General features: G+C 72.6%; 16 protein-coding genes and 1 riboswitch. Of the genes, 4 read left to right on the forward strand and 12 right to left on the reverse strand.

The features are described 5' to 3' along the window. Positions 1 to 105 precede the first annotated feature (105 nt). The 9 genes from ABZ951_RS19885 to ABZ951_RS19925 all read right to left on the reverse strand — a co-directional run bounded on the left by ABZ951_RS19885 (position 106) and on the right by ABZ951_RS19925 (position 9,987). Positions 106 to 954 carry a thioesterase family protein gene (locus tag ABZ951_RS19885; protein ID WP_344092398.1) on the reverse strand — a complete coding sequence of 283 codons (849 nt, stop codon included), beginning with the start codon at positions 952 to 954 and terminating at the stop codon, positions 106 to 108. Between the two features lie 56 nt (positions 955 to 1,010). Further along, a complete protein-coding gene (locus ABZ951_RS19890) occupies positions 1,011 to 1,670 on the reverse strand; it encodes a trimeric intracellular cation channel family protein (RefSeq protein WP_344092396.1) in 660 nt (219 codons plus the stop codon). A gap of 85 nt (positions 1,671 to 1,755) precedes the next feature. Then, complete coding sequence (locus ABZ951_RS19895) at positions 1,756 to 2,823, reverse strand: dipeptide ABC transporter ATP-binding protein (protein WP_344092394.1); 1,068 nt, start codon at positions 2,821 to 2,823, stop codon at positions 1,756 to 1,758. Positions 2,824 to 2,834: 11 nt separating this feature from the next. Further along, the gene (locus ABZ951_RS19900; RefSeq protein WP_344092392.1) at positions 2,835 to 3,953 is read right to left on the reverse strand and encodes an ABC transporter ATP-binding protein; all 1,119 of its coding nucleotides are present in this window, start codon (positions 3,951 to 3,953) and stop codon (positions 2,835 to 2,837) included. Beyond that, positions 3,950 to 4,948: an ABC transporter permease gene (locus tag ABZ951_RS19905; protein ID WP_344092390.1), complete on the reverse strand. Its 999-nt coding sequence runs from the start codon at positions 4,946 to 4,948 to the stop codon at positions 3,950 to 3,952. Before ABZ951_RS19905 ends, ABZ951_RS19900 begins: the two co-directional genes overlap by 4 nt. A 119-nt stretch (positions 4,949 to 5,067) precedes the next feature. Beyond that, positions 5,068 to 6,837: an ABC transporter substrate-binding protein gene (locus tag ABZ951_RS19910; RefSeq protein ID WP_344092388.1), complete on the reverse strand. Its 1,770-nt coding sequence runs from the start codon at positions 6,835 to 6,837 to the stop codon at positions 5,068 to 5,070. A gap of 119 nt (positions 6,838 to 6,956) precedes the next feature. Next, complete coding sequence (locus tag ABZ951_RS19915; RefSeq protein ID WP_344092386.1) at positions 6,957 to 7,955, reverse strand: ABC transporter permease; 999 nt, start codon at positions 7,953 to 7,955, stop codon at positions 6,957 to 6,959. A gap of 358 nt (positions 7,956 to 8,313) precedes the next feature. After that, positions 8,314 to 9,072: an enhanced serine sensitivity protein SseB C-terminal domain-containing protein gene (locus ABZ951_RS19920; RefSeq protein WP_344092486.1), complete on the reverse strand. Its 759-nt coding sequence runs from the start codon at positions 9,070 to 9,072 to the stop codon at positions 8,314 to 8,316. Between the two features lie 144 nt (positions 9,073 to 9,216). Then, positions 9,217 to 9,987, reverse strand: a complete 771-nt coding sequence (locus ABZ951_RS19925) for an enhanced serine sensitivity protein SseB (protein WP_344092484.1) — start codon at positions 9,985 to 9,987, stop codon at positions 9,217 to 9,219. Between the two features lie 241 nt (positions 9,988 to 10,228). Here ABZ951_RS19925 and ABZ951_RS19930 point away from each other — a divergent pair, with 241 nt between their 5' ends. Further along, the gene (locus ABZ951_RS19930) at positions 10,229 to 10,783 is read left to right on the forward strand and encodes a hypothetical protein (protein ID WP_344092384.1); all 555 of its coding nucleotides are present in this window, start codon (positions 10,229 to 10,231) and stop codon (positions 10,781 to 10,783) included. A gap of 175 nt (positions 10,784 to 10,958) precedes the next feature. On the opposite strand, the gene ABZ951_RS19935 is transcribed toward ABZ951_RS19930, so the two are convergent. Further along, the gene (locus ABZ951_RS19935; protein WP_361280362.1) at positions 10,959 to 11,630 is read right to left on the reverse strand and encodes an AAA family ATPase; all 672 of its coding nucleotides are present in this window, start codon (positions 11,628 to 11,630) and stop codon (positions 10,959 to 10,961) included. A 175-nt stretch (positions 11,631 to 11,805) separates the two neighbouring features. Beyond that, positions 11,806 to 11,900, forward strand: a riboswitch (glycine riboswitch). Positions 11,901 to 12,068: 168 nt separating this feature from the next. On the opposite strand from ABZ951_RS19935, the gene gcvT reads away from it, so the two are divergent. From gcvT to glyA, 3 genes are all read left to right on the forward strand, one after another. Then, entirely contained in the window at positions 12,069 to 13,196 is a 1,128-nt protein-coding gene (gcvT, locus tag ABZ951_RS19940; RefSeq protein WP_344093439.1) for a glycine cleavage system aminomethyltransferase GcvT, read from the forward strand. Positions 13,197 to 13,262: 66 nt separating this feature from the next. Continuing rightward, complete coding sequence (gene gcvH, locus ABZ951_RS19945; RefSeq protein ID WP_344093441.1) at positions 13,263 to 13,637, forward strand: glycine cleavage system protein GcvH; 375 nt, start codon at positions 13,263 to 13,265, stop codon at positions 13,635 to 13,637. 43 nt (positions 13,638 to 13,680) lie between these two features. Further along, entirely contained in the window at positions 13,681 to 14,940 is a 1,260-nt protein-coding gene (glyA, locus tag ABZ951_RS19950; RefSeq protein ID WP_344093443.1) for a serine hydroxymethyltransferase, read from the forward strand. An 89-nt stretch (positions 14,941 to 15,029) separates the two neighbouring features. Here glyA and ABZ951_RS19955 read toward each other — a convergent pair whose 3' ends face one another. Both ABZ951_RS19955 and ABZ951_RS19960 read right to left on the reverse strand, forming a co-directional pair. Next, positions 15,030 to 16,016, reverse strand: a complete 987-nt coding sequence (locus tag ABZ951_RS19955; RefSeq protein WP_361280364.1) for an aspartate kinase — start codon at positions 16,014 to 16,016, stop codon at positions 15,030 to 15,032. Beyond that, positions 16,013 to 17,059 carry an aspartate-semialdehyde dehydrogenase gene (locus tag ABZ951_RS19960; protein WP_344093449.1) on the reverse strand — a complete coding sequence of 349 codons (1,047 nt, stop codon included), beginning with the start codon at positions 17,057 to 17,059 and terminating at the stop codon, positions 16,013 to 16,015. The genes ABZ951_RS19955 and ABZ951_RS19960 overlap by 4 nt, the downstream gene beginning before the upstream one ends. Positions 17,060 to 17,076 lie beyond the last annotated feature (17 nt).

Below are 17,076 nucleotides of genomic sequence, written 5' to 3' on the forward strand. Positions count from 1 at the left end.
GGGGGGGGGTTTCCGGCTCCCCCCCCCCAACCCCCCCCCGTCCGGCGTTTGAGGACACCGCCGCGCAGCGGTGGTGCACCCCCGAACGACCCGCAGGTCAGAGCGCTAACCCCCCAGCAAAGGCGCCACCGCCAACTGGCGGGACTGGGCCACGAGCCGGTCCTCGCTGTCCCAGACCTCCGCGTCCTCCTCCAGGAAGCCGCCCGCGAGGTTGCGCGTGGTCAGGGAGACGCGGAGCGGGCCGGGGGCGGGGCGGTGGCGGATGTGGGCCGTGAGCTCGACGGTCGGGACCCAGCCGGCGAGGCCCAGCTCGAAGGCGGTCGGCGGGAGCGCGTCGACGGCCAGGAGCAGCGAGAGCGGGTCGGCGGGGCGCCCGTCCGCGAGGCCGAACCAGGCGCGCATCTCGCCCCGTCCGCTGGGTGCGCCGACGGCCCAGCCGGCCGTGGCGGGGTCGAGGCGCAGGTCCAGGCGGGCGGCGATGGGCGGCACGGGGCCGGGGGCGTCCGCGCTGCCGGGGCAGCTCTCGTACGGCGGCAGGTGCGGCGGCTCGGCGGTGGTGCGGACGTCGTCGGTGAGCCGGTCCAGGTCGCCGTAGGTGGCGAGCACGCGGATGCGCTCGACCTCGGTGCCGTCGGCCCCCCGCTGGAGGAGGGTGGCCTGGCCGGTGGAGAGGCCGCGGCCGGCGCGGATCCGCTCGGTGCGCACGACGGCGGGCCCGGGCCGGCTGGCGGAGAGGTAGTGCGCGGTGATGGTGAAGGGGTCGGCGTGGGGGAGGTCGGCGCGGAGGGCGCGGCCCAGCACGGCGAGGAGGTAGCCGCCGTTGACGGCGCGGCCGATGACCCAGCCGGCGGAGAGGTGCACGTCGTGGACACCGTGCCGGTCCCCGTCGACCGCGCGTCGCGTAAGCGCGGTGTCACGGTCGAATTCGCTGTTACCGATGGTCGCCTGTGCCATGCGCAGCACGCTACACCGAAAATGTTACTGACCGGTAGGGAAAAGAGGGCGGGCCGTCACAGCTCTTCCGCCGCCGCGCTGCGCCGGTGCCAGGCGCGCGGCGCCCGCCAGTGGAAGCGCATCGCCATCAGCCGCAGCGCGAAGGCCGTGAGGACCGGCAGGACGCTGGTCGAGGCGTCGAGCGCGTCGAACCGGATCAGCAGCGCCGCCATCGTCGCGCCGACCATCGCGGGCACGGCGTACAGGTCACGGTCCCAGCGCAGCAGCGAGGGGACCTCGTGGGCGAGTATGTCGCGCAGCACTCCGCCGCCGACCGCCGTGGCCAGGCCGAGCGTCGCGGAGGAGGTGAGGCCGAGCCCGTGCGCGTGCGCCTTCATCGTGCCCGTCACACAGAAGAGCCCGAGCCCGGCCGCGTCGAACACGCCGACCGCCTTGGTGATCCGCTCGACCTCGGGGTGGAGGAAGAAGACGATCAGTGTGGCGAGGAGCGGGGTCAGGAAGTAGCCCAGGTCGGTGAAGGCCGCGGGCGGCACCGCCCCGATGACCAGGTCCCGGAACAGCCCGCCGCCCAGCGCCGTCACCTCGGCGAGCACCGCCATGCCGAAGACGTCGAAGTTCTTGCGTACGGCGAGCAGCGCACCCGAGATCGCGAAGACGAAGATCCCGGCGAGGTCCAGCGAGTGCTGGACGGAGGGGCTGAACAGGTCGGTGAGCACGCGACATTCTTACCCGTCCCGCACAGACATCCGGACGGGCCTGCTCCGCAAGGGCCCGCACCCCCGGGCCGGCGGGCGTCCCGTCTCACGCCGGGGCGCCCGCCGGGGTCACCTCCGGGGCGTTCTCCGGGTGGTGGCAGGCCACCTGGTGGCCCGGTTCGAGCGCCACCAGCGGCGGCTCCTGCTGCTTGCAGACCTCGGTCGCCTTCCAGCAGCGGGTGTGGAAGCGGCAGCCGGACGGCGGTGAGATCGGCGAGGGCACGTCGCCGGTGAGCAGGATCCTGCCCCCGCCACCGCCCGGGGTGGCCGTCGCCCGCTCCGTCCGCCGCCGGGGGTCCGGCACCGGCACGGCCGACAGCAGCGCCTTGGTGTAGGGGTGCATGGGCTTGTCGTAGAGGGACTTGCGGTCGGTGAGCTCCACGAGCTTGCCGAGGTACATCACCGCGATCCGGTCCGAGACGTGACGGATGACGGACAGGTCGTGCGCGATGATCATGTAGGTGAGGCCCAGCTCGCTCTGGAGGTCGTCGAGCAGGTTGACCACCTGGGCCTGGATCGACACGTCGAGGGCGGAGACCGGCTCGTCCGCGACCACCAGCTTCGGCTTGAGCGCGAGCGCCCGGGCGATGCCGATGCGCTGGCGCTGGCCGCCGGAGAATTCGTGCGGATAGCGGTTGTAGTGCTCCGGGCTCAGGCCCACCAGCGCCAGCAGCCGCTGGACCTCCTGCTTGATCCCGCCCTCGGGCGTGATGCGCTGGAGCTTGAAGGGCGCGCCGACGATCGTGCCGACGGTGTGCCGGGGGTTCAGCGACGAGTACGGGTCCTGGAAGATCATCTGGACGTCGCGGCGCATCGGGCGCATCGCCGCCACCCCGAGGTGGGTGATGTCCCGGCCCTCGAACTCGACGCGGCCGCCCGTGGGCTCCAGCAGCCGGGTGATCAGCCGGCCCATGGTCGACTTGCCGCAGCCGGACTCCCCCACCACGCCCAGGGTCTCCCCCTGCCGGACGTCGAAGGTGATGCCGTCCACCGCCTGGACGGCCCCGACCTGGCGGCGCAGCAGTCCCTTGGTGATGGGGAAGTGCTTGACCAGGCCCTCCACCTTCAACAGGGCCGCCGGGCCGCTCTCCGCCTGCTGCCGGGGGATGGTCATCTCGTGGTCCTTCACAGCTTGGGCGCAATCTCTTCGGTCCAGATCCGCGTCCGTTCCGCCTGCGGCAGGTGGCAGGCGGCGTAGTGCCGGCCGCCGGTGGCGCCGCCCTCGCCGGTGACCCGGCGCAGCTCGGGCCGCTCGGTGCGGGTGACGCCACCCTCGGGCAGGTCGGCGTAGGGGCAGCGCGGGTTGAAGGCGCAGCCGGCGGGCACGTTGATCAGGCTGGGCGGGGAACCCTTCACCGGGATCAGCCGTTCGGTCTCGTCGCGGTCGATCCGGGGCATCGAGCCGAGCAGGCCCCAGGTGTAGGGGTGCTGGGGCTCCAGGAAGACCTTTTCGGCCGGGCCGCGCTCGACGCAGCGGCCGCCGTACATCACCAGGATGTCGTCGGCCAGCTCGGCGACGACGCCCAGGTCGTGGGTGATGAGGATGACCGCCGAGCCGAACTCCTTCTGCAGGTCGCGGATCAGGTCGAGGATCTGGGCCTGCACGGTGACGTCCAGGGCCGTCGTCGGCTCGTCGGCGATCAGCAGCTCGGGGTTGTTGACCAGCGCCATCGCGATCATGGCGCGCTGGCGCATGCCGCCGGAGAACTGGTGCGGGTAGTCGTCCACCCGCCGGTCGGGCCGGGGGATGCCGACCCGGTCCAGCAGCTCGACCGCGCGCTTGCGGGCGGTCTTCTTGTCGACGGGGTGGTGGACGCGGTACGCCTCGACGATCTGCGCGCCGATGGTGAAGTAGGGGTGCATGGCCGACAGCGGGTCCTGGAAGATCATCGCCATCTCGCGGCCGCGCAGCCGCCGCACCTTGTCGGGGTCGGCGGTCATCAGCTCCTTGCCGTCCAGCCAGATCTCGCCGGAGATCCGGGCCTTGCGGCGCCCGTACTGGCCCACCGTGTGCAGGCCCATGATGCCGAGCGAGGTGACGGACTTGCCGGAGCCGGACTCGCCGACGATGCCGAGGGTGCGGCCCTTGTCGAGCTGGAAGGAGAGCCCGTCGACGGATTTGACCAGGCCGTCGTCGGTGGGGAAGTGGATGCGCAGGTCGCGAACGTCGAGGAAGGCGGTGGGGCCCGGCGGGCCCGCGGGGGCGGGCTCGCCGACGGCGCCGTGCTGGGAAAGGTCCGTCACGAGAGCCTCACTCGGGGGTCGATCACGGCGTACAGGAGGTCGACCACGAGGTTGGCGACGACGACGGCGGTGGCCGCGATGAGCGTCACGCCGAGGATCAGCGGCAGGTCGCGCTCGCCGATGCCCTTCACCGCGGCCTGGCCGAGGCCGGGCAGGTTGAAGGTGGTTTCGGTGAGGATGGCGCCGCCGACCAGGGCGCCGAGGTCCATGCCGAGGATGGTGAGGATCGGGGTCATCGTGGAGCGCATGGCGTGCTTGCCGATGACCACGGGTTCGCGCAGGCCCTTGGCGCGGGCGGTGCGGATGTAGTCCTCGCCGAGGATCTCCAGCATGGTCGCCCGGGTGAGCCGGGCGTACATGGCCGCGTAGAGGAAGGCGAGCGTGATCCAGGGCAGGATCAGCCCGCTGAACCAGGCGACCGGATCCTCCGCGAAGTCGACCCACTGGCCGTCCACCCAGCCCAGCCCGTAGGAGAAGACCGCGAGCGAGAGCAGGCCGGTGAAGTAGATGGGCAGCGAGACGCCGGCGAGGGCGACGGTCATGGCCGAGCGGTCCCACAGGCTGCCGCGCTTGAGGGCGGAGACCACGCCGGTGGCGACCCCGCCGAGCACCCACAGCACACAGGCGCCGGCGGCGAGCGCGAGCGTCACCGGGATGCGGTCCCGCAGCAGCTCCCAGACCAGCCGGTCCGAGCGGAAGGAGTAGCCGAAGCACGGCATCGGGCAGTGCTCGCTGGTCCCGCCCCCGGTGTAGTCGCGGCCGAGAAATATCCCGGTGACGAACTTCCAGAACTGGACCAGGATGGGCTCGCTGAGCCCGAGTTTCTGCCGGATGCCCTCGATGGCCGCGGCGTCCGCCTGCTTGCCGACGTACATGGTGGCGGGATCGGTCCCGGTGAGCTTCGGGATGGCGAAGAAGATGCCGAAGGTCACCAGCGTGACCACGAGCAACATCACGATGACGGCGAAGAGCCGCCTGACGATATATGCGAACACTGCGGTCGGCCCGGCGGCGGTCCGGGGAGCCCCGGCTCGGGGCTCCCCGGACCGCCGCGCACGGCCCTCACCTGCCCTTCGGGCCTAGCGGCGGGTGCGCCGGCGGAGCGGACGGACGATCACTTGACGACACCGATCGAGCTGTAGTCGTAGCGGCCGTTGTAGGAGTCGGCCGTGTAGACGTTGGTCAGCCGGGAACTGCGCCAGATGATGTTCTTCTCGTAGGTGAAGGGCAGGTACCAGGCGCCCTCTGTGACCTTCTTGTTGGCCTCCTGGAAGATCTTCCCGGCCTTCTCCGGGTCGGTCTCCGCGATGCCCTGGTCGAAGAGCTTGTTGATCTCCGGGTCGTTGAGCTCCGGGTAGTTCTGGTTGCCGCTCTCCTGGATGAAGCGCCCGTCCGCGACCGGCTGCAGGAAGCCCTGGCCGCTGGGGAAGTCGGCGCCCCAGCCGAAGATGATGATCCCGTAGTTCTTGCCCTTGACGTTCTTGGGGGCGCCGACGATGCCGCTGGCCTGGGCGCCGTCGTACTGGTCGATGTCGGCGTCGATGCCGACCTTCTTCAGCGACGCCTGGAGCGACTCGGCGGTGGCCACCTCGGCGGGCTTGTTGTTGCGGACGGCGATGGTGGTCTTGAAGCCCTCGGGCTTGCCGCAGGCTTTGAGCTCCTCCTTGGCCTTCGCCGCGTCGGGCTTGCCCTGCTTGAGCTGGAACGGGTCGTAGCCCGGGTCATAGCCCTTGACGGCCGGCGGCAGCATGCTGGTGCCGATGTCGCCGCCCGCCATGGGTCCGCCGCGGGCGGTCTGCAGCGAGGTGTGGTCGGCGCCGTAGATGACCGCCTTGCGGCAGTGCTCGTTGTCGAAGGGCGCGACGGACTTCGGGAACGCCGCGTAGCGGATGAAGCCGGTCTGCGGGTTGTCGACATTGGCCTTGTGGGACTGCATGGCCTTCTGGCGGCCCGCGGCGCCCATGCCGGTGGCGTTGATGTCGATGTCGTAGTCGCCGGCGATCAGGCGGCTGTCCATGTCGTCGGCGTTGGTGGTGAGCTTGAGGGTGATCTTGTCGGGCAGCGCCTTGCGGACCTGGTCGGACTTGCGGTCCCACTTGTCGTTGCGGGTGAGCTCCAGGCCCTTGTTGGTGGTGTAGGAGACGAACTTGTACGGGCCGTTGGAGAACGGCCGCTGCCCGTACTTCTCCACGGTGTCCTTGTCCGGGCGGACCGGGGCCGCCGCGGGCATCGCCAGCATCTGCAGGAAGTCGCCGTTGGGCTTGGGCAGCTTGAAGATGATCGTCTTGTCGTCGGGCGTCTCGATCGCCTTCAGGCCGAGCTTGTCCTTGCTGGTGTCCTTGTACGGGCCCTTGTACTCCCGGCCCGGGTCCAGGACCTGCTGCACCCAGGTCGGCCCGCCGGAGATCTTGTCCGTGGCCCAGGTGCGCTCGATGCCGTACTTGACGTGCCGGCTGGTGACCGGCTGCCCGTCCTCCCAGGTCACCCCGTCTCTCAGGGTGAAGGTGTAGGTCTTCTTGTCGGCGGAGAGCTTGCCGGTGTCGGTGGCCATGTCCGGCACCACGGTGGAACTCTCGCGGCCGGGGGCGGGCTTGGGGGTGACGAGGGTGCGGACGTAGTAGCGGGCGAAGTCCCACATGAAGCCGTAGTAGCCGCGCTGCGGGTCCCAGCTGTCGGCGTCCTGGGTGCCGATGAACTTCAGCTCGCCACCCTTCTTCTCGGACGCGTTGGCCACCTTGCCGACGCCGGCGTTGAAGCCCGGCGCCTTGCCGTCGCCCTTGTCGTCCTTGCCGCCGCCACCGCAGGCGGCGGTGCCGACCAGGGCCGCGACCACGAGAGCGGACCCGGCGGCCAGCCGGCGCCTCGAAGTTCGTTGGGTTGTCACGATGTCGCGACCTCCGTGGTTGTCGCCGTTCCCCGCGGGGTCCGGCGGTTGCGGAATGACCTCCCGGCGCCCTGATGGGTCACCAGGGACGTTGGCAGTCAGAGGAGTTGCTCGGGGGGCTAGCGGGAACCCTTGGGGTCCAGGGCGTCCCGTACGCCGTCACCGAAGAGGTTGAAGGCCAGCACGGTGACGAAGATGGCGACGCCCGGAATGATCATGAACATCGGGTCGGACTCATAGGTCGTGACGGCCCGGGAGAGCATCTGCCCCCAGGACGCCGTCGGCGGCTTGACGCCGGCACCGAGGAAGCTGAGCGCGGCCTCGGTGAGCACATTGGTGGGGATCATCAGGGTGGCGTAGACGGTGATCGGGGCCACGAGGTTGGGCAGCAGCTCGCGGAAGAGGATGTACCCGCGCCCGGCGCCCAGGCTGCGGGCCGCCTCGACGTACTCCCGCTCCCGGAGCGACAGCGTCTGGCCGCGGACGATGCGCCCCACGTACGGCCAGCCGAAGAATCCGATGACAGAGATCAGCACCGCCATGCGCACCCCGGAACCCGTGAGACCCCAGAGGGAGTTGGGCACCACCGAGACCAGGGCGATGATGAACAGCAGCTGGGGGAAGGCCAGCAGCAGGTCCATGACGCGGCTGATGACGGCGTCGACCCAGCCGCCGAAGTAGCCCGCGATGATCCCGAAGACGGTGCCGATCCCCACCGCCACCACGGCCGACAGGAACGCCACGAGCAGCGACACCCGGGCCCCGTAGACCACCCGGCTGAAGACGTCGCGGCCGTTGGTGGGCTCCACGCCGAAGAGGAAGTCTCCGCTGATGCCGCCCCAGGCCCCCTTGGGGTACTGGGTGAAGACGTCGATCTGGTCCTCGTGGAACTCGTTCGGCGGGTGGCCGAACGCGCTGACGATCAGCGGGGCGAAGAGCGCGACCAGGACGAGCAGCAGCACCACGACACCGCCGGCCAGCGCGAGCTTGTCGCGCCGCAGCCGCACCCAGGCGATGCGCCAGGGCGAGCGGCCCTCGATGGCCTGTGCCGGGACGCCGGCGGCGACGTCGACGGCCGCGGTCTCGGCCGCTCCCGTGTCGTGCAGTGGTGCCGTCATGGTCTGGGTGACCCCTCTCGGCCGGTGCCGACCGGCCCGACGCCCGCCGCGTGTGCGGCTGGTTCACATCACTGGTGCGAAAGGTGCGATGGTGCGGGAGGTGCACGCGGAGCAGGTCGTACGCAGGACCGTGAGTCCTTGTGGCGGGAGTCTTCAACGCGTCCGCGATCACCCGCCAGAGGCGACCCGCAATGGATGCGCAACCGTGATGAACGGCGGAGTGTTCCGTTATACGGACAGCGCTGATCCGTTAACGGGCCGCCAACCCGCAAGGAAGATCGGCGAGTTGGCGTGGTGGCGCTCCCGGGGCCAGGGGTGCGGAAGGGGCGGGATCACACGGACTCCGCAGCGGGGAAGGTCAGTACGCCCCGGTCCGCCCGCCGCCCTGCGGCGGGTAGCCGTACCCGCCCGTCGGGGCGGACGCCGGGGCTCCGTAGCCGTCGCGGTCGAAGAAGGGGCGGGTGTTGGCCCGCATCCACATCGCGACGGGGTCGTGCTCGTCGGACATCGCCACCGTGGACACCGGCAGCCCTTCCGGCACCACACCGACCGACTGCCCCATCATCACCCGCACCGATTCCACGGCCGCCGGGGAGGTGTCGTAGAGGTCGAGGCCGATCGCCAGGTACGGGCTGCCCAGCGCGGGCTGCACCCAGGCGCGGCGCAGCGCCCGCACGGCGGGCGTGCGGTGGGCGTTCTGCCCGAGCAGGGCGTAGAACTGCGGGATGTCGACGGCCGGCTCGCTCAGCCGCAGGGGGCCGGCCGGCAGCCGGTCCAGGCCGCAGGCGACGCGCCGCAGGTCGAGCCAGGGCACGCCGACGCCGCCGCCCGGGGCGTGCGGGTTGAGCCACAGGCCCCAGCGGCCGGGGTAGAGGGACGTGGCGACGGCGCGGCCGGAGACGACCTCGTGCGCGCGGTTCCAGCCGCTGGCGGCGAGCTCCTGCGCGGAGGTGACGCACGGCGCGTAGCCGAGGCCGTCGATCTCCATGTTGCCGTACTGGGCGTCGGGCGAGCCGGCCTGACCGTGCCACAGCAGCATCCAGACGCTGCCCTCTGCGAGGGCGTGCAACAGCCCCTCGTACGCGTCGTACCGGCCGGGCGCCATCTCGCGCAGCATCTGCTCCACGCCGCTCTCCGCGCCCGCGCTCACCTGGGTCCGCCTCTTCTCTCGGCTGTCCGTGTACCGCTCCGGGACGTGCCGGCGCACCCCCCGCGGTCATCCAACCAGCTTACGAGGCCGCGGCCGCCGGCATGGGCACAGTCACAGGTCACGGTCGTGGAAAGGCCGGACCTGCTCGCGCATCCAGTCGCCGACCGGGTCGTGGGCCACGTCGAGGAAGACCAGCTGGACGGGCCAGGGCACGGGGGCCGCGGCCAGGGCGCGGCCCAGGGCGTCCAGCGCGGCGGTGCGGCTGCCGGGGTCCGGCAGGTCGAGCTCGACGCCGACGAAGAGCGCCGGGGCACCCCCTTCGACGCTGGCCAGGGTGCGGCGGGCGGTCCGCACCACCTTGGCGGCGGCGAATTCCAGGCCGGCGGCGGCGAGGAAGGCCGTGGGCTCGTCCTGCCAGTCGGGCTGGAAGAGGCGGACCCGGCCGCCCGTCGCGTCGCCGTCGAGGGGGGTGCGCCCGGCCCGGCACAGCTCGGCGACGGCCGCGGGCGGCAGGGGCACGCCGACGGTGCCCTCGGGGTTGACGACGATGCCGACCTGCGGGGGCAGGCCGCGGGCGAACTCGACGGCGGGGGCCACGGCGAAGGACATCCGCTCCCCGGCGACGCGCAGGAACTCGGCCTCGGAGCTGAACACCGGCACGTACGCGGCGCCGTCGAGCTCCAGGGTCGGCAGGTCCAGGTCGGGGCTGTCGGGGCCGCCGCCGTTGGGGAGGGGGATCCAGACCCGGCTGCGGCCGAGGACCTCCACGATGCGCGGGCCGGTGCCGGGCACGCCCAGGGAGGCGGCGAGCACCTCTTCGAGTTCGTTGGCGGGCCGGGTCCCGGGGACGCCGCCGCCCGGGTGCTGCTGAGGGAAGTTCATCTGGTCCAACGCCGTCCCACCACCGTCTCGACGATTCCGCAACCGCACCCTAACGGCTGTACGCCCGGCGGTCCCCGGCGGCTGCCGGATTCGGTGCCGACGTGCCAGGTCAGGGCCGGTCGGCCGCACCACGGGCAAGGACGCGCCCAGCGGGCATCGGGTTGCACGGCCGCCCCTGGCGTCACACGGTGAGCGGGCAGTTACCCGACAGCTCCGGCATTGCCCGAAGGGACACACCAGCATGCGCGTCACCAAGCTCTCCTCCGCGGTCATAGCCGCCGCGGCCTGCGGCTCCCTGCTGGCCGGCGCGGCCGGCCCGGCCCTGGCCGGCCAGCGGGGAGCCCCGGAGCCCCGCCCGGCGGCCCGGCCCGCCCAGCCGAAGGCCGCCGCCGTCCAGCAGCAGCTCGAGGTCGCCGGCCACCTGGGCGAGACCCTGTCCCTGACGTCCCGCATCGCCAGGGAGGCCCAGGCCGGGAAGCCGGACCTCAAGACGCTCACGAGCCTGCGGCAGCAGTTGCAGAAGTCCACCGCGCAGCTGCTGGAGGCGACGAAGAAGCTCACGCCCCCGGCCACCCCGAAAGCCGGCGCCCACCGGGCCCCGGACCCGGTGGCGGAGATCAAACAGCTGCTGGAAAAGCTGATCAAGGACATCGAGAAGCTCCTCCAGGACGTCCTCAAGAAGGACTCGGCGGCGGCCAAGGCGTCCACGGCGACCGCCGTCGAGGACCTGAAGGAACTGCTCGCGAAGATCCCCGGCCTGACGGAGGAGGCGGCGCCGCCGGCCCCCGTTGCCTAGGCCCGCCGGACCCGGGCGCGATAGCGGGGAGCTCGCCGCAGTTGCCGGGCTCGCCCGCCACGAGCGCCGCCCCGCGACGCGGACACGCCCTGGCGGCGGCCCGCACAGGGCCCTCCGGCTCGCTCGCTGCGAGGGCGGCCCTGCGCCCGGCGGCCGCCCGGCCGCGGGCCGCCGCTCAGCCGTCGAAGACGATTCCCTCGACCGCCCGCGCGGCAGCCCGGTCCAGCAGCGTCACCGACGCGCAGCCGGCCGGCAGCCGGCCCGCCGCCGCGTCCGCGGCCAGCCGTGCCATCGCGCGCCGGTGCCGCCCGAAGGCGTACGTGGAGACTTCCCGCCCCCGCTCGGCCTGCCCGGCGAGGGCGGTGTCCGGCGCCACGTCGAGGAGGAGCAGGTGGGCCGCGGCGCCGCGGCGGCGGGCGTGGCGGGCGGCCCAGCGGCGGACCCAGGCGACCTGCCCGCAGTCGTGCACGACCGCGCTCCCGCCGGACCCCAGGGCGCGGCGCAGGGCCGCGTAGTGGGCCAGGCGGACCAGGGGCCGGTAGAGGGCATAGGGCAGCCAGGGCGGCGTGCGGCGCTCCACCCGCTCGCGGGTGTCCTGGGAGTCGACGCACCAGACGACGCCGCCGCGGCCGTCGAGCGCCGGCACGGCCCGCCGGATGAGCGTGGACTTACCGCTGCCGGGCAGTCCGGAGACGATGAGCAGGTCACCCGCCGGATAGCGCAGCCGGGCGCGGGCCGTGCCGCGCAGATCCAGCACGCCCTCGGGGCGGCCCGCCGGCGCGGTTCCGTCGTCCTCGGCCTCGTCCTGCCCGCCGGCCTCGGGCGGCGCAGGGCCCGCCCGTCTCACATCCGTACCCCGCGTGCGCAAGGTGATCGACCTCCCCCGGTCCGGTCCCTCCCCTCTACCCAGTAAATGTAAAGAAAAGGTAATGCAATTGAGTGGGCAGCGAGCAGTCCCCCGCACGCTCGTCCGTGCAATGATGTGCGCGCCAGCAGCACACCTCAACTGCATACCGGCCGCTCGAATCCGCGCGGGAGAGTTCCGGCCATCCGTGCCGGACGCCGAAGGAGCAAGTTCCTCCCTTGAATCTCTCAGGCCCCGTACCGCGCGGGTGAGGCAGATCTGAAAAGCGGACCGCCCCGCGCGGTCCCACCCAAGGTGCAAGCCGAGTCTCTCGGTGAACCTCTCAGGTTCCGATGACAGATGGGGAGGGCGCTTTCCCCCTGTTTTCCCCTGTTCCGCGAGCCCTCCGTGAACCTCGCGACCCTGCCTGGGAGCCTGAACATGACCGAAGCCGCCCCCCGCCGCACCGCCCTCGACGCGCTGCACCGCACGCTCGGCGCGACCATGACCGACTTCGCGGGGTGGGACATGCCCCTGCGGTACGGCAGCGAGCGCGACGAGCACCACGCCGTACGGACCCGCGCGGGCCTCTTCGACCTCTCGCACATGGGCGAGATCACCCTCACCGGGCCGCAGGCCGGGCAGGCCCTCGACTTCGCCCTCGTCGGCAATCTCGGCGCCCTCGCGGTCGGCCGCGCCCGCTACACCATGATCTGCGACTCCGCCGGCGGCATCCTGGACGATCTGATCGTCTACCGCCTGGGCGAGGAGGAGTACATGGTCGTCGCCAACGCCTCCAACGCCCAGGTGGTCCTCGACGCGCTGACCGAGCGCGCGGCCGGCTTCACCGCGGAGGTCCGGGACGACCGGGAGAACTACGCGCTGCTCGCGATCCAGGGCCCCGAGTCCCCGGCGATCCTCACGTCCCTCACGGACGCCGATCTGGACGGCCTGAAGTACTACGCGGGCCTGCCGGGCACCGTCGCGGGCGTGCCCGCGCTCATCGCCCGGACCGGGTACACCGGCGAGGACGGCTTCGAGCTGTTCGTCGCCCCGGCCGACGCCGAGCGGCTGTGGCGGGCGCTGACCGACGCGGGCACCGAGGCCGGTCTGGTGCCCTGCGGCCTCTCCTGCCGCGACACGCTGCGCCTGGAGGCGGGCATGCCGCTGTACGGGCACGAGCTGACCACCGCCACCACGCCCTTCGACGCGGGCCTGGGCCGGGTCGTGAAGTTCGACAAGACCGCGAACGACGGCGACTTCGTGGGCCGCGCCGCGCTGGAGGCCGCCGCCGAGCGCGCCGCGGCCGCGCCGCCGCGCAAGCTGGTCGGGCTGATCGCCGAGGGCCGCCGGGTGCCGCGCGCCGGGTTCCCGGTCGTCGCCGGCGGCGCCACCGTGGGCGAGGTCACCTCCGGGGCCCCCTCCCCCACGCTCGGCAAGCCGATCGCCATCGCGTACGTCGACGCGGAGCACTCCGCACCCGGTACAAAGGGTGTGGCTGTGGACATTCGCGGCAGCCAGGAGCCGTACGAGGTCGTCGCGCTGCCCTTCTACAAGCGTCAGCGCTGAGTCCCTTCATCCCACCTGTCAAGACCCCTTGCACAAGCACCCACGCGCATCCAGGAGAATCTAGCCATGAGCAACCCCCAGCAGCTGCGCTACACCAAGGAGCACGAGTGGCTGACGGCCGCCGAGGAGGGCGTGGCGACGGTCGGCATCACCGAGTTCGCGGCCAATTCGCTCGGTGACGTCGTCTTCGCCCAGCTCCCCGCGGTCGGCGACACGATCACCGCGGGCGAGTCCTGCGGTGAGCTGGAGTCGACCAAGTCGGTCAGCGACCTGTACGCCCCGGTGACCGGCGAGGTCGTCGAGGCCAACCAGGACGTCGTGGACGACCCCTCGCTGGTGAACTCCGCCCCCTTCGAGGGCGGCTGGCTGTTCAAGGTGAAGATCACGGACGAGCCGGCGGACCTGATGTCCGCCGACGAGTACACCGCCTTCGCCGGCTGACCCCGTCCCCTCCGCCTCCGCCCAGGAAGTCCAGGAAGAACTCATGTCGCTTCTGAACAGCTCCCTCCATGAGCTCGACCCCGACGTCGCCGCCGCTGTCGACGCCGAACTCCACCGCCAGCAGTCCACCCTCGAAATGATCGCGTCGGAGAACTTCGCTCCGGTCGCCGTCATGGAGGCCCAGGGCTCGGTCCTCACCAACAAGTACGCCGAGGGCTACCCGGGCCGCCGCTACTACGGTGGCTGTGAGCACGTCGACGTCGTCGAGCAGATCGCGATCGACCGGATCAAGGCGCTCTTCGGCGCCGAGGCCGCGAACGTCCAGCCGCACTCCGGTGCGCAGGCCAACGCCGCCGCGATGTTCGCGCTGCTCAACCCCGGCGACACCATCCTGGGTCTCAACCTCGCGCACGGCGGGCACCTGACCCACGGCATGAAGATCAACTTCTCCGGCAAGCTCTACAACGTGGTCGCCTACCACGTCGACGAGCAGTCGAACCTGGTCGACATGGAGGAGGTCGAGCGCCTCGCCAAGGAGCACCGCCCGAAGCTGATCGTCGCGGGCTGGTCCGCCTACCCGCGCCAGCTGGACTTCGCGGCCTTCCGGCGGATCGCCGACGAGGTCGGCGCGTACCTGATGGTCGACATGGCCCACTTCGCGGGCCTGGTCGCCGCGGGCCTGCACCCCAACCCGGTGCCGCACGCCGACGTCGTCACCACCACCACGCACAAGACGCTGGGCGGCCCGCGCGGTGGTGTGATCCTCTCCACGCAGGCCCTCGCCAAGAAGATCAACTCCGCGGTCTTCCCCGGCCAGCAGGGCGGCCCGCTGGAGCACGTCATCGCGGCGAAGGCGGTGTCCTTCAAGGTCGCGGCGAGCGAGGAGTTCAAGGAGCGCCAGCAGCGGACGCTGGAGGGCGCGAAGATCCTCGCCGAGCGCCTGGTGCAGAGCGACGTCACGGAGCACGGCGTCTCGGTGCTGTCCGGCGGCACGGACGTGCACCTGGTCCTGGTGGACCTGCGCGACTCGGAGCTTGACGGCCAGCAGGCCGAGGACCGCCTCCACGAGGTCGGCATCACGGTCAACCGCAACGCCGTCCCGAACGACCCGCGGCCCCCGATGGTCACCTCGGGCCTGCGGATCGGCACGCCGGCGCTGGCCACCCGCGGCTTCACCGCCGAGGACTTCCGCGAGGTCGCCGACGTCATCGCCGAGGCCCTCAAGCCCTCCTACGACACCGAGGCGCTGCGCGGCCGGGTGAGCGCCCTCGCGGCGAAGTACCCGCTGTACCCGTCGCTGTAAGCGCGGTCGAGAAATACAGCGACGGCCGGTACGGGGGCTCTCCGTGCCGGCCGTCGGCGTTTCCGGCCCGCGGGCAGGGATCGGGTGTGTCAGGTGATGAGGACGTCGCTGTAGGCGGAGCGGGCCTTGGGCGGCACCGGCGGGGCGTCCTCCGCCGCGTCCGGGAACAGCTCGCGGTGGGCGCGGCGGGCCCGGTCCGCCGCGTCGGCTGCGGGGACGAGGGTGTGCTCGGCGGGGCCGTCCTCGCGCAGCGTGGTGATCCGGGCGAGGCCGTCGTCCCGGGCGGACACCACCACGGCCGGGGCGGGCGGCCCCTGGCCGACGACCGTCCCGGCGCCCCCGCCCGGCGGCAGCGGGCGGCAGTGGAGCAGGACCCCGTGCCGCTCGGCCCAGTCGACGGCCCGGGTGTGGACGACCTTCGCGCCGTGGTGGGACATCCGGCGGACCGTCTCGTAGGCGACGTGCTCAAGGGTGCGGGCGGCCGGGACGAGGTAGGGGTCGGCCGTACAGATGCCGGGGACGTCGGAGAAGAGCTCGCAGACCGGGGCGGACAGGGCGCCCGCGAGGGCGACGGCGGAGAGGTCGGAGCTGTTGCGGCCCAGCATGACGGAGCGCCCGGCGGCGGTGACGGCCCGGCCGCCGGGGACGACGGCGACCGGGCGGGCGGCCAGGGCGGCGGTGAGCGGGGCGGGGTCGGCGCGCAGGAGGGCCGCGTGCTGCGGCGGGCCCTCGGCGAGCAGGCCGGTGCCCGCGGCGGCGACCGGGCTCGCCCGCAGGCCGACCATGTCCAGGACGGCGGTGAGCAGGGCGACGCTGACTGTCTCGCCGCTGGTCAGCAGCATGGCGGCGGCCTCGGGGGGCGGGTCGGGGGCGAGCCGTTCGAGGGTCTCCTTCAGCCTGCCGGTGGTGCCGGACATGGCGCTGACGACCACGACGACGGGGCGGCCGCTGTCCGCCGCGCGGTCGGCCACGTAGCGGGCGACGCGGGTGAAGCCCTCCAGTTCGGCGAAGGCCGAGCCGCCGAACTTCAGCACCAGCGGGGTGCGCGGCCCGTCCCCCGCGGCCGGCCCGGTCATCGCAGCCACCCCGCCGCGACGGCGGTCTCGACGATCTGCAGGGCGTTGAGGGCGGCGCCGACCCGGAGGTTGTCGGCGACCACCCACAGCCACACGGCGTGCGGGTCGTCCGGTTCGACGCGGACGCGGCCGACGTGCACCAGGGCCCGGTCGCGGTCGGTCGCGAAGACGGTCCGGGGCATCGGGTAGCCGCCGCGGTACAGGCGGATGCCGGGCGCGGCCGCCAGGGCGTCCTCGACCAGTGCCGCCGTGACGGGCTCGCGCAGGCGCACGTGCACGGCCTCGGAGTGGCAGTGGAAGACGGGGACGCGCACGGCGGTCGCGGTGAGTCTCAGGTCCGGCAGGCCCAGTATCTTGCGGGGTTCGCGGGCGAGTTTGCGCTCCTCGTGGGTGAAGCCGCTCCCGTCGGCGAGCCCGATCTCGGGCACGAGGTTGAACGCGAGCGGCTGCCCGAAGCGGCCCGGGGGCCCGGCGGGGTCCGGGGCGGCCGCGGGGTGCTCCAGGGCGTGCCGGGAGTCCCGGGCCAGTTCGCCGAGGCCGCGCAGCCCGCCGCCGGACGCCGCCTGGTAGGTGGTGAGGACGACGGACTCCAGTCCGGCCAGGGTGTGCAGCGGGTGCAGGGCGCGGACGAGCTGGATCGTGGAGCAGTTGGGGTTGGCGGCGATGCCGCCCGGGGGCCGGGTGGCGAGGGTGTGCGGATTGACCTGCGGGACGACGAGCGGCACGCCGGGATCCATGCGGAACGCGGAGCTGTTGTCGACGACGAGCGCGCCGGCCGCGGCGAGCCGCCGGCCCTCGCGGCGGCTGAGCTCCGCGCCCGCGCTGAGGACGGCGACGTCCAGGCCGTCCGGGTCGAGGCTGTCGAGGGCGACCACCGGTCCGGCGTCGAGGGCGAGGCCCAGCTCGGCGCGGAGGTCGCGGCCGGCGCTGCGCGCGGAGGCCACGGGGGTCACCCGTTTCACCGGGAGCGTGCCGCCGTCGAGCAGGGCCAGGCACTCCCGGCCCACCGCTCCGGTCGCGCCGATCACCGCGATGTTGAGCATGGATCCTCCAGTCGACT

Origin of the sequence: Streptomyces sp. NPDC046215 (assembly GCF_040646215.1) — a bacterium.
Lineage (GTDB): Bacteria > Actinomycetota > Actinomycetes > Streptomycetales > Streptomycetaceae > Streptomyces > Streptomyces stramineus.